An 18544-nucleotide genomic window follows, 5' to 3' on the forward strand; every position below is an offset into this window, starting at 1 on the left:
CCCCTTATTCAGCAGCTTCTGCCGCTCGCGTTATTGCGAGCGCCGAACACTCGGCCATCACCTTAGAGGCACGCGCGATCGGGTTGGTCAGATAAAAGTCCCGGATCTGATTGGCAAATCCGGCACCATCCATTTTGGCCTTGGCGTTGGCCAGCTTCTGAAGACCGGCGGCATCGCCTTCTTCAATCGTGTCGATACTCGCCATATGCGGCACAGCCTCAAACAGTTTTGCGCGCAATTCGCTCAGCGAATCGAACTCAAGCGTCTGGCCAAGATGCCCGGAAAGCGCTCGCAGTATCGCCCAGTCTTCTCGTGCATCACCGGGAGGGAATGCGGCTCTATCGGCGAGCTGAACACGTCCTTCGGTATTCACATAGATCGCGGACTTTTCAGTGTAGGCCGCGCCAGGCAGGATCACGTCCGCACGATGCGCTCCACGGTCGCCATGTGTGCCCTGATAGACAACGAATGCACCTTCGGGAACTTCAACTTCGTCGACACCCAGCAGGAACAGAACATCCATCGCGTCCTGCTCGAGCATTCCACCCGTATCCTTGCCACCTTCTCCAGGAACAAAACCAAGATCCAATGCGCCGACCTGGGAGGCTTCAGTGTGCAAGATATTGAGGCCGTTCCAGCCGTCCTTGATCACACCGAGCGACTTGGCGGCAGCAACGATGTTGGCAAAGACAGCCTCGCCGTCCGGCCGATTGAGAGCACCCTGCCCAACAATGAAGATCGGGCGTTCAGCATTTGCTGGCGCATGATCGACGAATTGTTTCAGGCTTTCGGGTCCCGCACCAAGATAGGTCACCGGGTAGGTCAGATCCGCATTTTCGCCGATCAAGCCGATATTGATGTTGCCCTGGGACCAACGCTTGCGGATGCGGGCGTTCAGAACCGGTGCTTCCTGACGCGGATTGGTGCCGATCAGCATGATCGCATCAGCTTCTTCAATCCCCTGAATCGTGGAATTGAAAATATAGCTGGCTCGTCCGTTCTTTGGATGCAGCGGTGACCCCGGGAAACGGCTGTCGATATTGGCTACACTAAGCTTTTCCATCAGGCTTTTCAGGGCAAACATGTCTTCAACGCCTGCCAGCTGCCCAGCCAGCGATCCAATCCTGTCGGCGGAGGTTGCTTTTACCTTTTCAGCAATGATCTGGAAAGCTTCATTCCAGGAAACCGGCTGCAGTTTGCCGTCCACCTTGGCGTAGGGCCGGTCGAGACGTTGTGTTTTCAAGCCGTCCCAGATGTAGCGCGCCTTGTCGGAAATCCACTCTTCGTTGATCTCTTCGTTCAGGCGCGGCATCACCCGCATGACTTCCTTGCCCCGGGTGTCGACCCGAATGGCCGAGCCGACCGCGTCCATGACGTCGACACTTTCCGTCTTCGTCAATTCCCACGGACGGGCATGAAACTCGTAAGGCTTGTGCGTAAGCGCGCCAACCGGACAGAGATCGGCAACATTGCCCTGCATCTCAGACGAAAGGGCCGCTTCGAGATATGTGGTGATTTCCGCATCCTCGCCGCGGCCAATCAGGCCCATATCCGTTACGCCGCACACCTCGGTCGTGTAACGAACGCAGCGTGTGCAATGGATGCACCGGGTCATGATCGTCTTGATCAGTGGCCCGATTTCCTTGTTCTCAACTGCGCGTTTGTTTTCATGGAAACGGGAGCCGTCGACCCCGTAGGCCATCGCCTGATCCTGCAAGTCGCACTCACCGCCCTGGTCGCAGATCGGGCAATCGAGTGGGTGATTGATAAGGAGAAACTCCATCACCCCTTCGCGTGCCTTCTTGACCATTTCCGATTTGGTGTCGACCACAGGGGGCTCGCCGTTCGGACCGGGGCGCAGATCCTTCACGCCCATGGCGCAGGATGCTGTCGGCTTGGGCGGTCCACCCTTCACTTCCACCAGGCACATGCGGCAGTTGCCCGCGATCGACAATCGATCATGGTAACAAAAGCGCGGAACCTCGGCGCCCGCCTCTTCACAGGCCTGAAGCAGCGTGTAGTCCGCCGGGACTTCCACTTCCTTGCCGTCGATGATGAGCTTCGTCATCCGTTGCTCTCCAAATCCCGTTCCGCTTACTCAGCCGCCACCATGGTCGAAGACGACTTCGACTTGGCGACATAGTCGTCGATACGCTGTTCGATGACCGGCCGGAAATTCTTGATCAAACCCTGGATCGGCCACGCGGCCGCATCCCCGAGGGCACAAATGGTGTGGCCTTCGACCTGCTTGGTCACTTTGAACAGCATGTCGATCTCCTCATAGGAAGATTCGCCCTTGACCATGCGTTCCATGACGCGCCACATCCACCCCGTTCCTTCACGGCACGGAGTGCACTGTCCGCAACTCTCATGCTTGTAGAAGTAGGACAGCCTTGCGATCGCCCTGATGATGTCGGTGGACTTGTCCATGACGATCACTGCGGCAGTGCCAAGCCCCGATCCCATGCCACGCAATGTATCGAAGTCCATGGGCGCTTCCTTGATCTGTTCAGCCGTACAGCACGGCACCGAAGACCCGCCCGGAATGACTGCCAGCAGATTATCCCAGCCGCCGCGAATGCCTCCGCAATGCTTGTCGATCATCTCGTCAAAGGGAACGCCAAGTTCCTCTTCGAAAGTCGCCGGTTTATTGACGTGACCGGACACACAGAAAAGCTTCGTGCCAGTGTTGTTCGGACGTCCGAGTGCTGAAAACCAGGCTGCGCCGCGACGCAGGATCGTCGGGGCAACTGCTATCGATTCCACATTGTTCACCGTTGTCGGGCAGCCATAGAGCCCAACATTGGCCGGAAATGGCGGTTTCAGCCTTGGTTGGCCTTTCTTGCCCTCAAGGCTCTCCAGCAGAGCAGTCTCTTCACCACAAATATAGGCGCCGGCCCCATGGTGAACGTAGATATCAAAATCATATCCGTTCTTGTTGTTTTTGCCGATCAGGCCATCGTCATACGCCTGATCGATGGCGGCCTGTAGACGCTCACGTTCCCGGATGAACTCACCGCGCACATAGATGTAAGCGGCAATGGCACCCATTGCGAAACCGGCAACAAGGCAGCCCTCAACAAGAGTATGCGGATCATGCCGGAGTATTTCGCGGTCTTTGCAGGTTCCAGGTTCCGATTCGTCTGCGTTCACAACAAGATAAGCCGGACGTCCATCGGACTCCTTCGGCATGAAGGACCACTTCAATCCGGTTGGGAAACCCGCACCGCCACGACCGCGCAGACCCGAATCTTTCATTTCCTGCACGATCCAGTCACGACCCTTGTCGAGCAGAGCCTTGGTATTGTCCCATTGGCCCCGCTTTTTCGCACCTTGCAGGCCCCAGTCGTGCAAACCGTAGATATTGGTGAAGATCCGATCCTGATCTTTCAGCATCTCGACCCCCTAGTCTTCGCTCTTGGAGGAGGCCACATCACCGGCTTCCACGCGCTTGGAAAATTCTGTGTCTTCACCGGACGCCAGGATCTTGGCCTGTTCAATCCAGCCGTCGCGTTCGATACGACCCTTGAACTTCAATCTGCTATCCACCCATGCGACTTCAGCAGGTCCCCAGTTCGCAACCTGGTCGAAATGGAAGAACCCGAGATCATGCAGCGTTGCTTCCAGTTTCGGTCCGACGCCCTTCAATTTCTTCAGATCGTCAGGTTTACCGCCACGGGCCTCGGTCAGCGTCTCCGGCGCTTTCTCTTCAACCGCAGCCGCCTCCTTCTCCGCCTTCGGTTTTACGGCGGACTTTGGTGCAGCTGCTTTGCTGGCCGGCTTCTCTGCCTTCTCAATTTCTTTCGTGTCGGCTTTCTTCTCAGCAGGAGCTGCTGATTTCTTTGCCTCAGGAGCCGCTGCCGATGTGTCAGGCTTTTTCTCTGCCTTAGCGGCAAATGCTGCCTTCACTTTGGCAACCGCATCTTCAGCAGGCGTTGGCACGCCATCATAGTCGTTTCCGCCGACGTTGATCGAAGCGCCGGCGAAGTCGTGGGATGCCTTCTCAGCTCCATCAACGACATGAGCAACGGGCAATGCCCCTTTACTCGTGTCCTCAATGTCGGTTAGAGACGTCTGCTCACCTTCAGCCATTGCAAAACGCCGGCCGTTCTGCGGTCCGGGCGTGACTTCATGCCCTTCGGAAATATCATCAAGCAACTTGTTGAAACTGTCGGGCGTCAGATCCTCATAAGTGTCCTTGAAGATCTGAACCATGGGGGCGTTTACGCAAGCACCAAGACACTCGACTTCTTCCCAAGAGAACATGCCGTCCTCTGAAATCTCGTGCATATGCTTGGCAATGCGGGACTTGCAAATCTTGATTAAGTCTTCTGAACCGCGCAGCTGACAGGGCGTGGTACCGCAAACCTGGATATGGGCTTTCTTTCCGACCGGCTGCAGCTGGAACATCGTGTAGAATGTGGCGACTTCCAGAACACGGATCTTGGGCATGTCGAGCAGCTCCGCAATATAGCGAATAGCCGGCTCACTCACCCAACCGTCATTTTGCTCCTGTGCACGCCACAAAACCGGAATGACCGCGGAGGCCTGACGTCCGGCCGGGTAGCGGTCGATAAGCTTATTGGCCCACGCGAGATTTTTCTCGGTGAACACAAAGCTTTCTGGTTGTTCCGCGGCAAGTCGGCGAACTGCCATGGTGTTATCCCCGTTTACTGCGCGATGGCCACACTACCGTCTCCGGTTTGCGCCTGACCGGCCACCAGGCCGGCGAGACGATCCATCCAGAATCGGCTTTGTGTCGCAAAAAAATCATATCCTTTACGGCGGTCGCGCTTCAGGCCGTCAAGCTCCAAAACCGCGCCCAATTCGAAGAAACGATCAGCATTGTAGCCAAACAGCCGCATGCCACATTCCTCGGAAAGGTACTTGGAAACCGAATGACTCCGATCGGCGCCATGGTCTTCATAGATTATCAGAACGTCTTTCTGCAGCAGATTGCTTGCTCCTTTCAGAGCTTCAATCTCGCTTCCTTCAACGTCGAGCTTCAAGACTATCGTCGAGTGATCCTCAAGCCCGGCTTCTTCAAGTATTTTGTCCAGAGTTATCGTCTCGACGTCACCAAGCGCGTGTCCTGAAACCTGCTGATCGACCAGCGATCTGGCCTCATGCTTGCGGCCGAAGAAATTCAGGACTTCTCCGTCCTTGTCGAACACCGCCCGATTGATGCAAATGAACCGGTTATCGTTCAGAACGGCATTCTCGCACAGCCGTTCAAAATTAACCGGATCGAGCTCAACAGCAGCAGTCTGGCGCTTGCCAAACCGTCTGCTGGTAACCTTTGCCGACCAATACCCGTAGTTCGCACCGCAATCGATGAACGCGTAGTCAAGATCGCTAAATGTCAGCAGGAGCGCTTCGATTTCCTCTTCATAGAGGCTCAAGGGCTTCAAAAGGCGGCTCCAATAAGCATCCCCATAAGGGAACGCGAACTCTAGGTCCTCGTCCAGCACGAGGCGGATGTCTTTTTGACTGGGCAGAGCTTTGCTGACCAGTTTGGCCACATAGGAAATGCCACGACTGTTAAGAGGCGCAAGTGCCCTGGCCGCAATGCTCATCGCAGTAAGGCCGGCGCGCTCGACAGACGATGCGTTTGAAATCGCACCGGTGCGCCAATCAACAACAATGGAGTTTCCGGCCAGGGTCATGATCTAGCGGTCTACCTCGCCGAACACGATGTCCATGGAACCGAGAACCGCAGAAACGTCGGCAAGCATGTGGCCCTTGCAAAGGAAATCCATCGCCTGCAAGTGCGCATATCCCGGCGCCTTGATCTTGCAGCGGTAAGGTTTGTTCGTTCCATCAGCGACAAGATAGACACCGAATTCACCCTTGGGCGCTTCCACGGCGGCGTAAACTTCGCCGGCGGGAACGTGGTAACCTTCGGTATAGAGCTTGAAGTGGTGAATGAGCGCTTCCATCGACCGCTTCATTTCCCCCCGTTTAGGAGGAACGATCTTGCCGTCGGTCGACGACACGGGACCTGTTTCAACGGTCAGCTTCTCAAGACACTGCTTCATGATGCGAACCGACTGGCGCATTTCTTCCATGCGAATCAGATAGCGGTCATAGCAATCGCCGTTCTTTCCGATGGGGATATCGAAGTCGAGTTCAGAATAGCACTCATAAGGTTGAGATTTGCGCAAATCCCAAGGAGCACCCGAGCCCCGCACCATGACACCGGAGAACCCCCAGGCCCACGCGTCGTCCAGATCCACGACACCAATGTCAACGTTCCGTTGCTTGAAAATACGGTTGTCGGTCAACAGTCCTTCGATGTCATCGCAGGTCTGCAAAAACGGATCGCAAAAGTCCCAGATATCATCCAGCAGATCCCGTGGCAGGTCCTGGTGAACACCGCCAGGCCGCACATAGGCTGCATGCATGCGGGCCCCGCAGGCACGCTCGTAAAAAACCATAAGCTCTTCGCGCGGTTCAAATCCCCAAAGTGGCGGCGTCAGAGCGCCGACATCGAGAGCTTGCGTCGTGACGTTCAAAAGGTGCGACAGCAAGCGTCCGATTTCCGAATAAAGCACCCGGATAAGCTGTCCGCGTTTTGGAACCGCGATGCCAAGAAGCTTCTCGACGCCCAATGCAAAGGCGTGCTCCTGGTTCATCGGCGCTACGTAGTCGAGACGGTCGAAATAAGGAATGGCCTGCAGATAGGTTTTCTGTTCAATCAGCTTTTCGGTGCCCCGGTGGAGAAGCCCGATATGCGGATCGACACGTGTCACAACCTCGCCGTCCAGCTCCAGAACCAGACGCAAAACGCCGTGGGCTGCCGGGTGCTGGGGCCCGAAATTGATGTTGAAGTTACGGACCTGAGCCTCAGCCATTTTGAGGTTCCTGCATTTGCTGCGTGTAGTACGCAAATACTTCAGGGCCGGTCATTTTGCGCGTCTCGTTTGCAAACGCGTAGTTGGCCGGCTGTTCGTCCACGAAGATCTCCGTGGTGAATTTGAATTGAGACGGGTCGTCAAAGGCTTGCGCAGAAAAACTGACATGGGAGCCATCCGCCATGCGCCACATCAATGTCGAACCACATTTCGAGCAAAACACCCGTTCAGCATAGTCTGACGCTTTATAGATGCTGAGAGCGTCTCCGCCTTCAATTTCAACGCTGCTCATGGGGCCGCAGCCAACGGCCATGAATGACCCGCCTGTCCAGCGCCGGCACATGCCGCAATGGCAAACGCCCATTTCGCCGTTGTCGGGCTGCGCACTGAACCGCACTGCCCCGCAAAGACATCCACCAGAAAGCCGCTCGCTCATCCCCGCCCCGCCGATCAGTTGGTTGTCGCTTTCTCATCGCCGGGCAGCACATAGTCGGTACCTTCCCAAGGCGAGAGAAAATCAAAGGAACGCATTTCCTGGTTCAGTCGAACAGGTTCATAGACGACACGTTTTTTCTGGTCGTCATAGCGCACTTCAACGAAGCCGGTCACAGGGAAATCCTTGCGTAGCGGATGCCCGTCAAAGCCGTAATCGGTTAGGATGCGCCGCAGATCCGGATGGCCAGAGAAAAGAATTCCATACATGTCGTAAGCTTCGCGCTCGAACCATTCCGCTCCCGGAAAAAGCGATGTCAATGAAGCCACGGCTGTCGTCTCGTCGGTCGCGATTTTCACGCGGATGCGCTGGTTCTGAACCGGTGACAGGAAGTGATAGACAACATCAAAGCGTTTCTCACGCTCCGGATAGTCGACGCCGCAAATGTCGGTCAGATTGACGAATTTGCACGAGGCGTTGTCACGCAAAAAGCGAACCACATCCAGAATGTCGGTCGCATTCACGCTCAGCGTCAATTCACCGAATTCCGCCTTCCAGGACACGAGAGACTCGCCAAGACCAAGCTCGACGTGCTCAGCGAGTTCCTTCAAAGTCTCGTCCATGGTGTTCGCCCTCACTCCCTCGGAGCCTTCCTTTTAACGCGCCTGCAAGCGCCAATCCTTTGAATTCTCCGCCGATTCAGGCGGTAAAACCCTTATCTCTCGATAGTGCCCGTACGGCGAATTTTCTTTTGCAGCAGCATCACACCGTAAAGAAGCGCTTCTGCCGTCGGCGGGCACCCTGGAACGTAAATGTCGACTGGCACGACCCGGTCACATCCGCGAACCACTGAATAGGAATAGTGGTAGTAGCCGCCACCGTTCGCACATGAGCCCATCGAAATCACGTATCGCGGCTCAGGCATCTGATCGTAGACCTTGCGAAGCGCAGGAGCCATTTTGTTGGTCAACGTTCCGGCCACAATCATCACGTCTGACTGGCGCGGAGAAGCACGCGGAGCAAATCCGAAACGTTCCGCGTCGTAGCGCGGCATGGACATCTGCATCATTTCAACAGCGCAGCACGCAAGACCAAAGGTCATCCACATCAAAGAGCCCGTGCGGGCCCACTGAATAAGGTTGTCCGTCGACGTTACGAGGAAGCCCTTGTCGGCCAGCTCATTGTTGACCTCAAGGAAAAACGCGTCGTCCTCACCGATCGGTTTACCGGTGTTCGGGTTAATAATGCCCTTGGGTTTGGGAGCGACGAGCGGATCGGTAGTGGTCAATCCCATTCCAGCGCTCCTTTTTTCCATTCGTAGATAAATCCGACAGTCAGGACGCCGAGAAAGACCATCATCGACCAAAACCCGTACCAGCCGAGGTCACCGAATACGACAGCCCAGGGAAACAGGAAGGCAACTTCAAGATCGAAAATGATGAAGAGGATCGAGACCAGATAGAAACGCACGTCGAATTTCATGCGCGCATCGTCGAACGCGTTGAAACCGCACTCATAGGCCGACAATTTTTCCGGATCCGGGTTTTTGTAGGCCAGTAGAAACGGTGAAATCAGCAAGGCAAGGCCGATCACCAGTGCAATGCCGATGAACACGACGATCGGGACATATTCCCGCAAGAGTTCTTCCATGTCTTTCGCGTCCTTGCATATGGAGGCGGATCGAGAGGCGATCCGGAGCCGGGGCTGCACCTCTTGGCCTCATAAAGCCGGCTGGTCGCGCAGAGCCCGTCAGCTTAATGAAACCAACATGCGAGCGCACGCTTAACTTACGGCTTGGTGCAACGCAAGACCCCCTGCGGGTCAAACTCTTGCCACATATGAGCCAATTTCCAAACGACCCCTGCCAACTCCTTTGTTTCAGCCAGTTTGTGCAACCGCAAAATCTTTACACAGGCTGCGCGGGATTATGACGCACCCGAGCCGGATTTCCACCCCTTGAATAGAATCGCAATTCAAAAACAAGGGAAGACCCAAAACCGTAACAATTTGAAGAAGCTGACGCTGTCGATTACTTTTATGCGAACCTATACGCAACATTCAGGCCCAACCGACAAAAATCGGGCCGTGTCCGGTTGGCCGTATGCGCGGTTAATCCATTCGTCATTTTTCAACTTGGGAACAAGTTCGGGAACCGTGAGTGGCGCGAGTGACGGGGCTCGAACCCGCGACCTCCGGCGTGACAGGCCGGCACTCTAACCAACTGAGCTACACCCGCACAATCACGGTATATTTGCGCCTCTTCTTTCAAGATACACTCTTGCATCTTAGTGAGAAGTGGCGCGAGTGACGGGGCTCGAACCCGCGACCTCCGGCGTGACAGGCCGGCACTCTAACCAACTGAGCTACACCCGCTTCGCGCGGCAACGCAGTGTTGCCGTGAAGTGGCGCTGATGTACGGCGGCTGGAAAGCGAAGTCAAGCGCACTGACGCATCCAAATTGCCTTTTTTGACAAAGCCGCAGACAACTCGGTTTTTCCGCATCAAAGAAGCCGTCCTTCAGTGTGGATAACTCGTCCCCGATCAACAAGTCGACACGGTATAGGAACTACACCGGCAAAATGAATTTGGAACCTGACGCCTTCGCCATGCTGCGTCGGCAATTAGCGCGAATTGGATCAGTCTTATCAACAAGGTGGCTTTATTCCGCAGGGACTAGACGGCTGTCCCTCAATTGTCCCTCCAAAGCCAGGATCGGTACTGCCACAGTGGCATAGAGCGAATTGATTTCCTTGAGGCTGCGCACGACTTCCATGTGGACGCTGCTTGAATCGATGCTTTCCGGCGTCCTCGATTTCAACCTGCCCAGATGTCGATCATGACATTCCCGCTCCAATTGACGCATCCTGTCTTTCTCGGCGATCAGTTCGCGCGCTGAAGCAACATCACTGGAAACAAGCACGTTAAGCGCCAGCTGCATGTTGGCCAAGACACGGTCATGCAAGTTTTCAAGCTCAACCCGCCCATCCCTGGAAAATTTGATCCCATTTTCCTTCAGCTCAACCGCCCGTTCCAAAAGGTTTTTTGACACCAGGTCGCCGGCACGTTCCAAATTAATGGCAAAACTTGCCAGCTCCATGCTCCGCTCCGCCTCCGCCGAGGTCAATTCACCGCGGTTAACCTCCGCAATATAGAGCTTGATGTCGGAGTGTATCCTGTTGACGTTCTTATCCATCGCCTGAAGACGCTTGATTTCCTGTTGATCGCCATTTTCAAGCATCATCATCACTGGCCGGGTCATGAACTCAACCAGCTCCCCCATGCGCAACAGCTCCCGGGTCGCACTGGCAAGTGCCAGCCTGGGGACATGGACAACCCGCTGATCCAGAGCACTTTTGACGACGGTCTCGTTGGTGCCGGCTCCCCGCTCTTTCGAGGGCATCAACCGCTCGGTCAGTCTGGCAACTGGCCCGGTCAACGGCAGACAGGTCAGAACCAGTAGGAGATTGAACAAGATATGCACCGCTACGATCTGTTGCGCTGGATCACTGCTCAACGTTTCCAAAGGCAGGGGGATGGATGCGACTAACAGCATGGCAATCAAGGCGCCGCCGGCCCTGAAGATCAGATTTCCAAGCGGCATCAGCCGGGCTTTTCGATCCATACCGCGGGTCAACCAGAGTGCCACACCCCCTGCTCCGACGTTCGCGCCAAGAACCAGCGGTACGGCCGCCTCCAACGGCAAACCTGCATTTTGAACGAAGGCGGCAATCATCAATACCGCAGCCACACTGGAATGAATCAGAAACGCAAGCACCGCTCCAAGCACCAATGCTGTTGAAGCATCACCGGCCAGATATTCGGCAACATGCGGCATGAACTGAGCTTCTTTCAAAGGCGCCGTCGATTCCCCAATCAACTGAAGCGAGATCAACACAAGTGCTATGCCGATCAGGATCCGTCCTGCATGTTTTGTGGTTCGAGACTCAACTTTCAGGAACAACCACCCCCCGATCGCCAATAGCAGTGGAACCAGCCAGCTGAGGTCAAATACCAGGAACTGCACGACGAGAGACGATCCGAGATCGGCACCAAGCAGGACCGCTAGCCCTGCAGCCGTAGAAAGGATGCCGGAAGTTGCAAAGCTCGCCGCGAGCACCGCAACCGCCGTTGCACTTTGCAGCAGGATTGCCACCGCCATCCCGGACAGGGCCCCGGCTACCCGGCCAGATGCGGCTTTGATGATGGTGCGCTTGAGTGCGGGGCCAGACACCCGTTCAAAACCGGTCCTCACCATGCGCACCGCATAAAGGAGCAGCATAACTGATCCCAAAATCTTGATAAAAAGGACTATCGCCATCTAATTAAACTTCTAATTTTTCGATGTTTTTTTGTTAGCCGGTAAAATTTATAGAAACCAAACACGGCGAAAAACAAGCAAAAAAGTGCACTCAGTGCTTATATTGCATCCGAAGTAGGTGCTGGACTGCAGCCAAGTCCTTGAAGCTGCGATCAGAAGCTCAATCGAGTTTCATTCAATTTTTTTGTTAGCGCAGTTTTACAAGATCGCATCTGTTCGCGAAAAATCAGGCAGTCCCTGCACCGACCAGAAATTGGGTGACTGAACAAAAAACGAATGAAGAACCGAAACGCGAAGCATCACGGCACAAGGCAAAGTCTTTGAATTTGGGAAAGAAAATGGTGGGCGATGAGAGACTCGAACTCCCGACATCTTCGGTGTAAACGAAGCGCTCTACCAACTGAGCTAATCGCCCTCAACGAGGTGAGACGCCTTTTAGGTTGTCGCCACTTTCTTGGCAAGTCCTAATTCTAAGAAATTCGCAATCCCTGCCATACTTGTGGATGACCGCTTCAAACCGGCTTTGTCGAACCTGTGCAGATATCACGCCACAAGAGGCGCTAAACCGCCAGACAAGGCAAACGGATTCAGGAGCTTTGAGTTCCGGCAGACGCAGCGTCTCAACTGAGCGGCATGAAAATCAGCTATCGAAACCGGTAGGCAAACTGCAACATATCCGTCAGGCCGCGCTGAGGATTGTCGGCAGCAAGGCCGTTTCGATTGAAGAATTGCACAAGCCTCGCGATTCCCTGTTGATCGTTCGGACCCTTTGGCGGTGGTTGATTCATTAGTTTGGCGGCAATGATCCACGACATTGTCCGCCTGAGCCTGTTTTGATTTGCCGAAAACTCCGGGTTGCTCGCTGCGCGCTCAAACAGACCTCCCCAGGCCTGATTGACCGCATCGTTGATTGCCTCAATACGAATGAACCCTGCCTTGTTGGGACTTCGCGCCTTGTTCAGCAAATGATCGATGTTGTAACCCGCCAGGTCGGCGCTGGTGGCATTGATACCGTAGACCTGATTCACGAAAGCCAGCCATGCCTTCTGATAGGAAGAATATCCTGCCCTGACCCAGACACATGCGTTTTCATCCGGGTTCCCCGGCTTGCGGACGATGGCCACATTCTTCAGGCTCCTGCGCCCTGCCCGCTCAGGTTCGATGCTGTCATCATATTCATCAAGAAAGACAAGGCGACCTAACCATTCAGGATGCTCCACCTGCACCTGGACAAGCGGATTGCGAACCCAGGCTTCAAATAATGCACGTTGACGGCGGCTTATCAGTGCTTGAAGTGTCATGGCTCCCTCCGTGTGAGGAGTTCCGCTTCGCCGGGGAAATGGTAGATCTAAACAGGCAATTCAAAGATAAACACTCATAGATTGATATTATTGCCACAAAAAACCCCGGCCCTGCAATCGCAAGCCCGGGGTCAATTGAAATCGGTCTGGAACGATTAAGAGTTCACAGCGTCTTTCAGGCCTTTACCAGCCTTGAACTTCGGCGTCTTAGAAGCCGGGATCTGGATCGTTTCGCCAGTCCGCGGGTTCCGGCCTTCGGTTGCAGCACGAGCAGAAACCGTGAAGTTACCAAAGCCGATGATGCGGACTTCGTCACCGCTTTTCAGCGTTTCTGTGACTGCATCAAAAGTTGCGTCAACTGCTTCGCCTGCCTGCGCTTTGGTGAGGCCAGTCTTTTCTGCAACAGCTGCGATCAGATCGTTCTTATTCATAGCAGATACCTTTCTAAGAAACGGCAGAGTGCCGACGATTCCTGTCAGCGCCGTTGCGCGAAATTCGTGCGATTTGACGCGAAACGCAAGAGGTTTTTTCGCAGAAAACAGCCATTTCTACCGATTATTCAAAAGAAAAGCCCCGGTTGACCCGGGGCTAGACGTTTTGTGCGGTGCAAAATGGCTCTTAGTGAGCCAAAATTCCGGACGCGTCTTCTTCTTTTTCACTCGCCTTGGCTGCAGCGTTTGCAGCTGTCTCATCCCATTCGATGGGCTCCGGAAGTCGAGTCAGAGCATTTTTCAACACTTCCTCCATTCCGGAAACCGGGATGATTTCAAGCGAGTTTTTGACCGAGTCTGGAATGTCAGCCAAGTCTTTGGCGTTGTCTTCCGGGATCATGACAAGCTTGATACCGCCACGTAGTGCAGCGAGCAGTTTTTCCTTCAGGCCGCCGATCGGCAGGATCCGTCCACGAAGCGTGATCTCACCGGTCATGGCAACATCGCGGCGAACCGGAATTCCAGTCATTGTGGAAATTACGGCTGTCGCCATCCCGATGCCGGCGGAAGGACCATCTTTCGGTGTCGCACCTTCAGGCACGTGAACGTGAATGTCCTTCTTGTCGAAGGTCGGCGGTTCAATACCGTAATCGATCGCACGGGAACGGACATAGGACGCCGCCGCTGAAATCGATTCCTTCATCACCTCTTTCAGATTGCCGGTTACGGTCATCTTGCCTTTGCCCGGCATCATCACGCCTTCGATGGTAAGCAGCTCACCGCCGACTTCTGTCCAGGCCAGACCAGTGACAACACCAACCTGATCTTCCAGTTCGACTTCGCCATAGCGGAACCGTGGAACACCGAGATAGTCTTCGACGACCTCAGGCGTAACGGTGACGCTTTCCTTGTCACTCATCAGGATGTCCTTGACCGCCTTACGGGCAAGGGTCGCCATTTCGCGCTCAAGGTTACGTACACCAGCTTCCCGCGTATAACGACGCACGACGAACTGCAAAGCATCGTCCTCGATGGAGAACTCACCGTCCCTCAGGCCGTGATCCTTTTCCGCCTTAGGAATGAGGTGACGGCGGCAGATTTCCACCTTCTCCTCTTCCGTGTAGCCGGCAATACGGATGATCTCCATACGGTCCATCAGCGGACCGGGAATGTTCAGCGTATTGGCCGTGGTCACGAACATCACATCAGAAAGATCGTATTCAACCTCAAGATAGTGATCCATGAACGAAGAGTTTTGCTCCGGATCAAGAACCTCGAGCAAAGCTGAAGACGGGTCGCCGCGGAAGTCCATACCCATCTTGTCGATCTCGTCGAGAAGGAACAGTGGATTGGACTTCTTTGCCTTCTTCATCGACTGGATGACCTTGCCGGGCATCGAGCCGATATAGGTGCGACGGTGACCCCGAATTTCGGCTTCATCACGAACGCCACCAAGCGACATGCGAACGAATTCACGTCCAGTTGCCTTGGCAATAGACTTGCCCAGGGACGTTTTACCAACGCCTGGAGGACCCACCAGGCACAAGATCGGACCTCGCAACTTGTTGGCCCGGCTCTGTACCGCAAGATACTCAACGATCCGCTCTTTGACCTTGTCGAGACCGTAGTGGTCGGTGTCGAGCACCTTTTCGGCAAGCGCCAGGTCGTGTTTGACCTTGGATTTCTTGTTCCAGGGAATGCCGATCAGCCAGTCGAGATAGTTGCGCACGACCGTCGCTTCAGCGGACATCGGGCTCATCTGCTTGAGTTTCTTGATCTCGGCAGCAGCCCGCTCACGCGCTTCCTTGGTGAGCTTCGTCTTCTTGATCTTTTCCTCAAGTTCGGCAACCTCGTCGCGGCCGTCCTCGCTGTCGCCAAGTTCCTTCTGAATGGCTTTCATCTGCTCATTCAGATAGTACTCGCGCTGTGTCTTCTCCATCTGCCGCTTGACCCGCGAACGGATGCGCTTTTCGACCTGAAGAACGGAAATTTCGCTTTCCATCATGCCAAGAACGCGTTCAAGGCGCTCCGCGACGGAAACAACACCGAGAATTTCCTGCTTTTCAGGAATCTTGATAGCCAGATGCGACGCAATGGTGTCGGCCAGCTTTGAATAGTCGTCGATCTGATTGACCGCACCGAGTACTTCCGGCGAAACCTTTTTGTTCAGCTTCACATAGTTCTCGAACTCGGAAACAACTGAACGAGCAAGAGCTTCGACTTCGATGTTCTCACCATCGCGCTCCGGCAGCACTGTTGCGGTTGCCTCGAAATAGTCCGTGCGATCAGAATAGTCTCCGATCTGTGCGCGAGCACCGCCTTCAACTAGCACCTTGACGGTGTTGTCAGGCAGTTTCAGCAATTGGAGCACGGTTGCGAGCGTACCGACATTGTAGATCTGATCCGGATTCGGATCGTCATCAGCTGCATTCATCTGGGTCGCCAGCAGAATGTGCTTGTCGGTGGTCATGACCTCTTCGAGCGCCTTGATCGACTTCTCGCGGCCGACAAACAGCGGCACGATCATATGCGGGAAGACGACAATGTCGCGCAGGGGCAGGACTGGATAGACAGCCGTGCTGTCCGGATCTGTAGCGCGGATTTCTGCGTCGCTCATTTTTTTTCCTTTCTCAGCGTGTCCCGGCCCCACTCATTAAAAGGCAGCCAGAACACTGGAAAACGGCTTTCGGATCCAACAAGAACCGAGTGGCCTGACCCCGGCACCCCTGCTGGGCGCACCGATGGTCAGCGCGAGCCATTCTTTAGCCCTATTAGGTGGACACCAGACCCGCCGGTGTCAAGGCAATCAGGCCGATTGCAGAAGCCTTGTCTGTTGACGACTCACACCTACGGTGGAAAACACGTTTCGCCAACAAATTCGGTGAGAAAAATCAAAATGCCGCCCCAATGGAGCGGCATTTATTCACTTTTATTTTCAACTGACCGTCAAAGGTATCAGGCGCTTGTGGCGGAGCTTTCTTCACGGTCCTCGTAGATATAGAGCGGACGCGCCTCTCCTTTTACGACTTCCGGTGAAATCACCACTTCCTTGACCCCTTTGAGACCCGGCAGCTCGTACATCGTGTCGAGCAGGATTGACTCCAGAATTGATCTCAGACCACGCGCACCGGTCTTGCGGTCGATCGCCTTGCGGGCAATCGCCTTGAGCGCGTCTTCGTGGAAAGACAGCTCGACCTGCTCCATTTCGAACAGGCGCTGATACTGCTTGACCAGAGCGTTCTTAGGCTCCGTCAGGATCGTCACCAGCGCATCTTCGTCCAGATCTTCCAGCGTTGCGATCACCGGCAAGCGACCGACAAATTCCGGAATGAGACCGAATTTCAACAGGTCTTCCGGTTCCAGCTCGGCAAAGAGCTCACCGATACGACGGTCTTCAGGTGCGTGAACCTGCGCCTGGAAACCTATCGACGACTGGGTGCCCCTGTCGGAGATAATCTTGTCGAGACCAGCGAACGCACCACCGCAGATGAACAGGATGTTGGTGGTATCCACTTGCAGGAATTCCTGCTGCGGATGTTTGCGCCCACCTTGCGGCGGAACGGAAGCCACCGTGCCTTCCATGATCTTCAAAAGCGCCTGCTGGACACCTTCGCCTGACACGTCCCGCGTAATCGAAGGATTGTCCGCTTTCCGGCTTATCTTGTCGACTTCATCGATATAGACAATGCCGCGCTGCGCACGCTCGACGTTGTAGTCAGCAGACTGCAGCAACTTCAGAATGATGTTTTCAACATCTTCACCGACATAGCCGGCTTCGGTAAGTGTCGTTGCATCCGCCATGGTGAACGGCACGTCCAGAATACGGGCAAGCGTTTGCGCTAGCAGCGTCTTGCCGCACCCAGTCGGGCCAACCAGAAGGATATTTGATTTCGCCAGTTCCACATCATTGCTTTTGGATGCGTGATTCAGGCGCTTGTAGTGATTGTGAACGGCGACCGACAGTACCTTTTTGGCACTGCCCTGTCCGATGACATAGTCATCCAGAACGTCGCGGATCTCTTGAGGGGTCGGGATCCCGTCCCGAGACTTCACCAGCGAGGATTTGTTCTCCTCACGGATGATATCCATGCACAGCTCGACACATTCATCGCAAATGAAAACAGTCGGGCCGGCGATCAGCTTGCGAACCTCATGCTGGCTTTTGCCGCAAAAGGAGCAGTAAAGCGTATTCTTGGAATCGCTGCCGCTGGCCTTGGTCATGTAGTCAACCTCGCGTTTGTGGGGCGTTTCCCCTATTCAGCCGGTCAGGTCCATCCGGACCTACCGGTACCGAAGAGACGCCGAAGCACCCCTTCTTTAAGTCCGATGTCACCATGCTTCGCCATTAAAAATCAATATAGGTTTAAGGCGAAGATGAAAACCCGGCATCAATTGGGGTTTTCCCGGTCTCAATCAAAGAAATTCAATCTTTGCTTAAGACCAGGTAAGCCCATTATTCGGTCTCTTCGCCACCAAGACCTGAACGGTCCGTGATGACATTATCTACAATACCGAATTCTTTAGCCTTTTCAGCAGTCATGAAGTTGTCACGCTCAAGCGCTTCTTCAACCTGATCGAGGCTTTGTCCGGTGTGCTTCACGTAGATTTCATTCAACCGGTGCTTCATAGCCAGGATTTCCTGTGCATGAAGCATGATATCCGCCGCCTGCCCACGGAAACCGCCTGAAGGCTGATGAACCATCACGCGGGCATTGGGCAGAATAGAACGCAAGTCCTTGTGGCCGGCTGCCAACAGCAAAGACCCCATAGAGGCCGCCTGGCCAATGCAAAGGGTCGATACCGCAGGGCGGATAAACTGCATTGTGTCGTAAATCGCAAGACCAGATGTCACCAGGCCACCTGGTGAGTTGATGTAAATTGCGATTTCCTTGCTCGGATTCTCCGCTTCCAGATAAAGAAGCTGCGCACTGACCAGGGTTGCCATGTGATCCTCGACCGGGCCGGTCAGGAATATGATGCGCTCTTTGAGCAGGCGCGAGAAGATATCGAAGGCCCGCTCGCCCCGGTTTGTCTGCTCGACAACCATTGGCACGAGTGTGTTCATGTAGATATCGACAGGATCCTTCATACCTCATCCATATGCTTGAGATGATGCCGGGATGATTCCCTGGCTTGAAACAGGCCGTGAAGCGCATCGATTCATGGCCTGACTCGAAAAAAGCGACATCCCGTATATATGAGATGTC

General features: G+C 54.6%; 15 protein-coding genes and 3 tRNA genes. All 18 read right to left on the reverse strand.

Translation table 11 applies throughout. The features are described 5' to 3' along the window. Nucleotides 1-4: 4 nt before the first annotated feature. Nucleotides 5-2068, reverse strand: a complete 2064-nt coding sequence (nuoG, locus tag Q0835_RS12755) for an NADH-quinone oxidoreductase subunit NuoG (RefSeq protein WP_298961716.1) — start codon at nucleotides 2066-2068, stop codon at nucleotides 5-7. A gap of 26 nt (nucleotides 2069-2094) precedes the next feature. Continuing rightward, a complete protein-coding gene (gene nuoF, locus Q0835_RS12760; RefSeq protein WP_298961719.1) occupies nucleotides 2095-3396 on the reverse strand; it encodes an NADH-quinone oxidoreductase subunit NuoF in 1302 nt (433 codons plus the stop codon). A gap of 9 nt (nucleotides 3397-3405) precedes the next feature. Next, complete coding sequence (locus Q0835_RS12765; protein WP_298961722.1) at nucleotides 3406-4656, reverse strand: NADH-quinone oxidoreductase subunit E; 1251 nt, start codon at nucleotides 4654-4656, stop codon at nucleotides 3406-3408. 14 nt (nucleotides 4657-4670) lie between these two features. Beyond that, nucleotides 4671-5666 (reverse strand): FkbM family methyltransferase, encoded by a 996-nt coding sequence (locus Q0835_RS12770; protein WP_298820495.1) that lies wholly within the window; start codon nucleotides 5664-5666, stop codon nucleotides 4671-4673. Nucleotides 5667-5669: 3 nt separating this feature from the next. Further along, entirely contained in the window at nucleotides 5670-6854 is a 1185-nt protein-coding gene (locus Q0835_RS12775; RefSeq protein ID WP_298820493.1) for an NADH-quinone oxidoreductase subunit D, read from the reverse strand. Then, on the reverse strand, nucleotides 6847-7290 hold the full coding sequence (locus tag Q0835_RS12780) for a GFA family protein (protein ID WP_298820491.1): 444 nt from the start codon (nucleotides 7288-7290) through the stop codon (nucleotides 6847-6849). The genes Q0835_RS12775 and Q0835_RS12780 overlap by 8 nt, the downstream gene beginning before the upstream one ends. A gap of 14 nt (nucleotides 7291-7304) precedes the next feature. After that, on the reverse strand, nucleotides 7305-7910 hold the full coding sequence (locus tag Q0835_RS12785) for an NADH-quinone oxidoreductase subunit C (protein ID WP_298820489.1): 606 nt from the start codon (nucleotides 7908-7910) through the stop codon (nucleotides 7305-7307). A 92-nt stretch (nucleotides 7911-8002) separates the two neighbouring features. After that, nucleotides 8003-8581, reverse strand: coding sequence for an NADH-quinone oxidoreductase subunit B (locus tag Q0835_RS12790; protein WP_298961725.1), 579 nt, complete (start codon nucleotides 8579-8581; stop codon nucleotides 8003-8005). Then, nucleotides 8572-8937 (reverse strand): NADH-quinone oxidoreductase subunit A, encoded by a 366-nt coding sequence (locus Q0835_RS12795; protein ID WP_152501575.1) that lies wholly within the window; start codon nucleotides 8935-8937, stop codon nucleotides 8572-8574. Before Q0835_RS12795 ends, Q0835_RS12790 begins: the two co-directional genes overlap by 10 nt. Before the next feature lie 509 nt (nucleotides 8938-9446). Then, nucleotides 9447-9523, reverse strand: a tRNA-Asp gene (locus tag Q0835_RS12800). Between the two features lie 60 nt (nucleotides 9524-9583). Beyond that, nucleotides 9584-9660: transfer RNA gene (locus Q0835_RS12805), tRNA-Asp, on the reverse strand. 286 nt (nucleotides 9661-9946) lie between these two features. Then, nucleotides 9947-11605, reverse strand: coding sequence for a Na/Pi cotransporter family protein (locus tag Q0835_RS12810; RefSeq protein ID WP_298961727.1), 1659 nt, complete (start codon nucleotides 11603-11605; stop codon nucleotides 9947-9949). A gap of 339 nt (nucleotides 11606-11944) precedes the next feature. Continuing rightward, nucleotides 11945-12020, reverse strand: a tRNA-Val gene (locus Q0835_RS12815). A 229-nt stretch (nucleotides 12021-12249) separates the two neighbouring features. Then, nucleotides 12250-12906 (reverse strand): hypothetical protein, encoded by a 657-nt coding sequence (locus tag Q0835_RS12820; RefSeq protein ID WP_298961730.1) that lies wholly within the window; start codon nucleotides 12904-12906, stop codon nucleotides 12250-12252. A 155-nt stretch (nucleotides 12907-13061) separates the two neighbouring features. After that, nucleotides 13062-13337 carry an HU family DNA-binding protein gene (locus Q0835_RS12825; protein WP_152501572.1) on the reverse strand — a complete coding sequence of 92 codons (276 nt, stop codon included), beginning with the start codon at nucleotides 13335-13337 and terminating at the stop codon, nucleotides 13062-13064. 187 nt (nucleotides 13338-13524) lie between these two features. Then, a complete protein-coding gene (lon, locus tag Q0835_RS12830) occupies nucleotides 13525-15954 on the reverse strand; it encodes an endopeptidase La (protein WP_298820481.1) in 2430 nt (809 codons plus the stop codon). Nucleotides 15955-16292: 338 nt separating this feature from the next. Then, nucleotides 16293-17558, reverse strand: a complete 1266-nt coding sequence (clpX, locus tag Q0835_RS12835; RefSeq protein WP_298820479.1) for an ATP-dependent Clp protease ATP-binding subunit ClpX — start codon at nucleotides 17556-17558, stop codon at nucleotides 16293-16295. 232 nt (nucleotides 17559-17790) lie between these two features. After that, on the reverse strand, nucleotides 17791-18426 hold the full coding sequence (locus Q0835_RS12840) for an ATP-dependent Clp protease proteolytic subunit (RefSeq protein WP_298820477.1): 636 nt from the start codon (nucleotides 18424-18426) through the stop codon (nucleotides 17791-17793). Between the last annotated feature and the right edge of the window lie 118 nt (nucleotides 18427-18544).

Origin of the sequence: uncultured Roseibium sp. (assembly GCF_947499295.1) — a bacterium.
In the GTDB taxonomy this organism is placed as follows: Bacteria; Pseudomonadota; Alphaproteobacteria; order Rhizobiales; family Stappiaceae; genus Roseibium.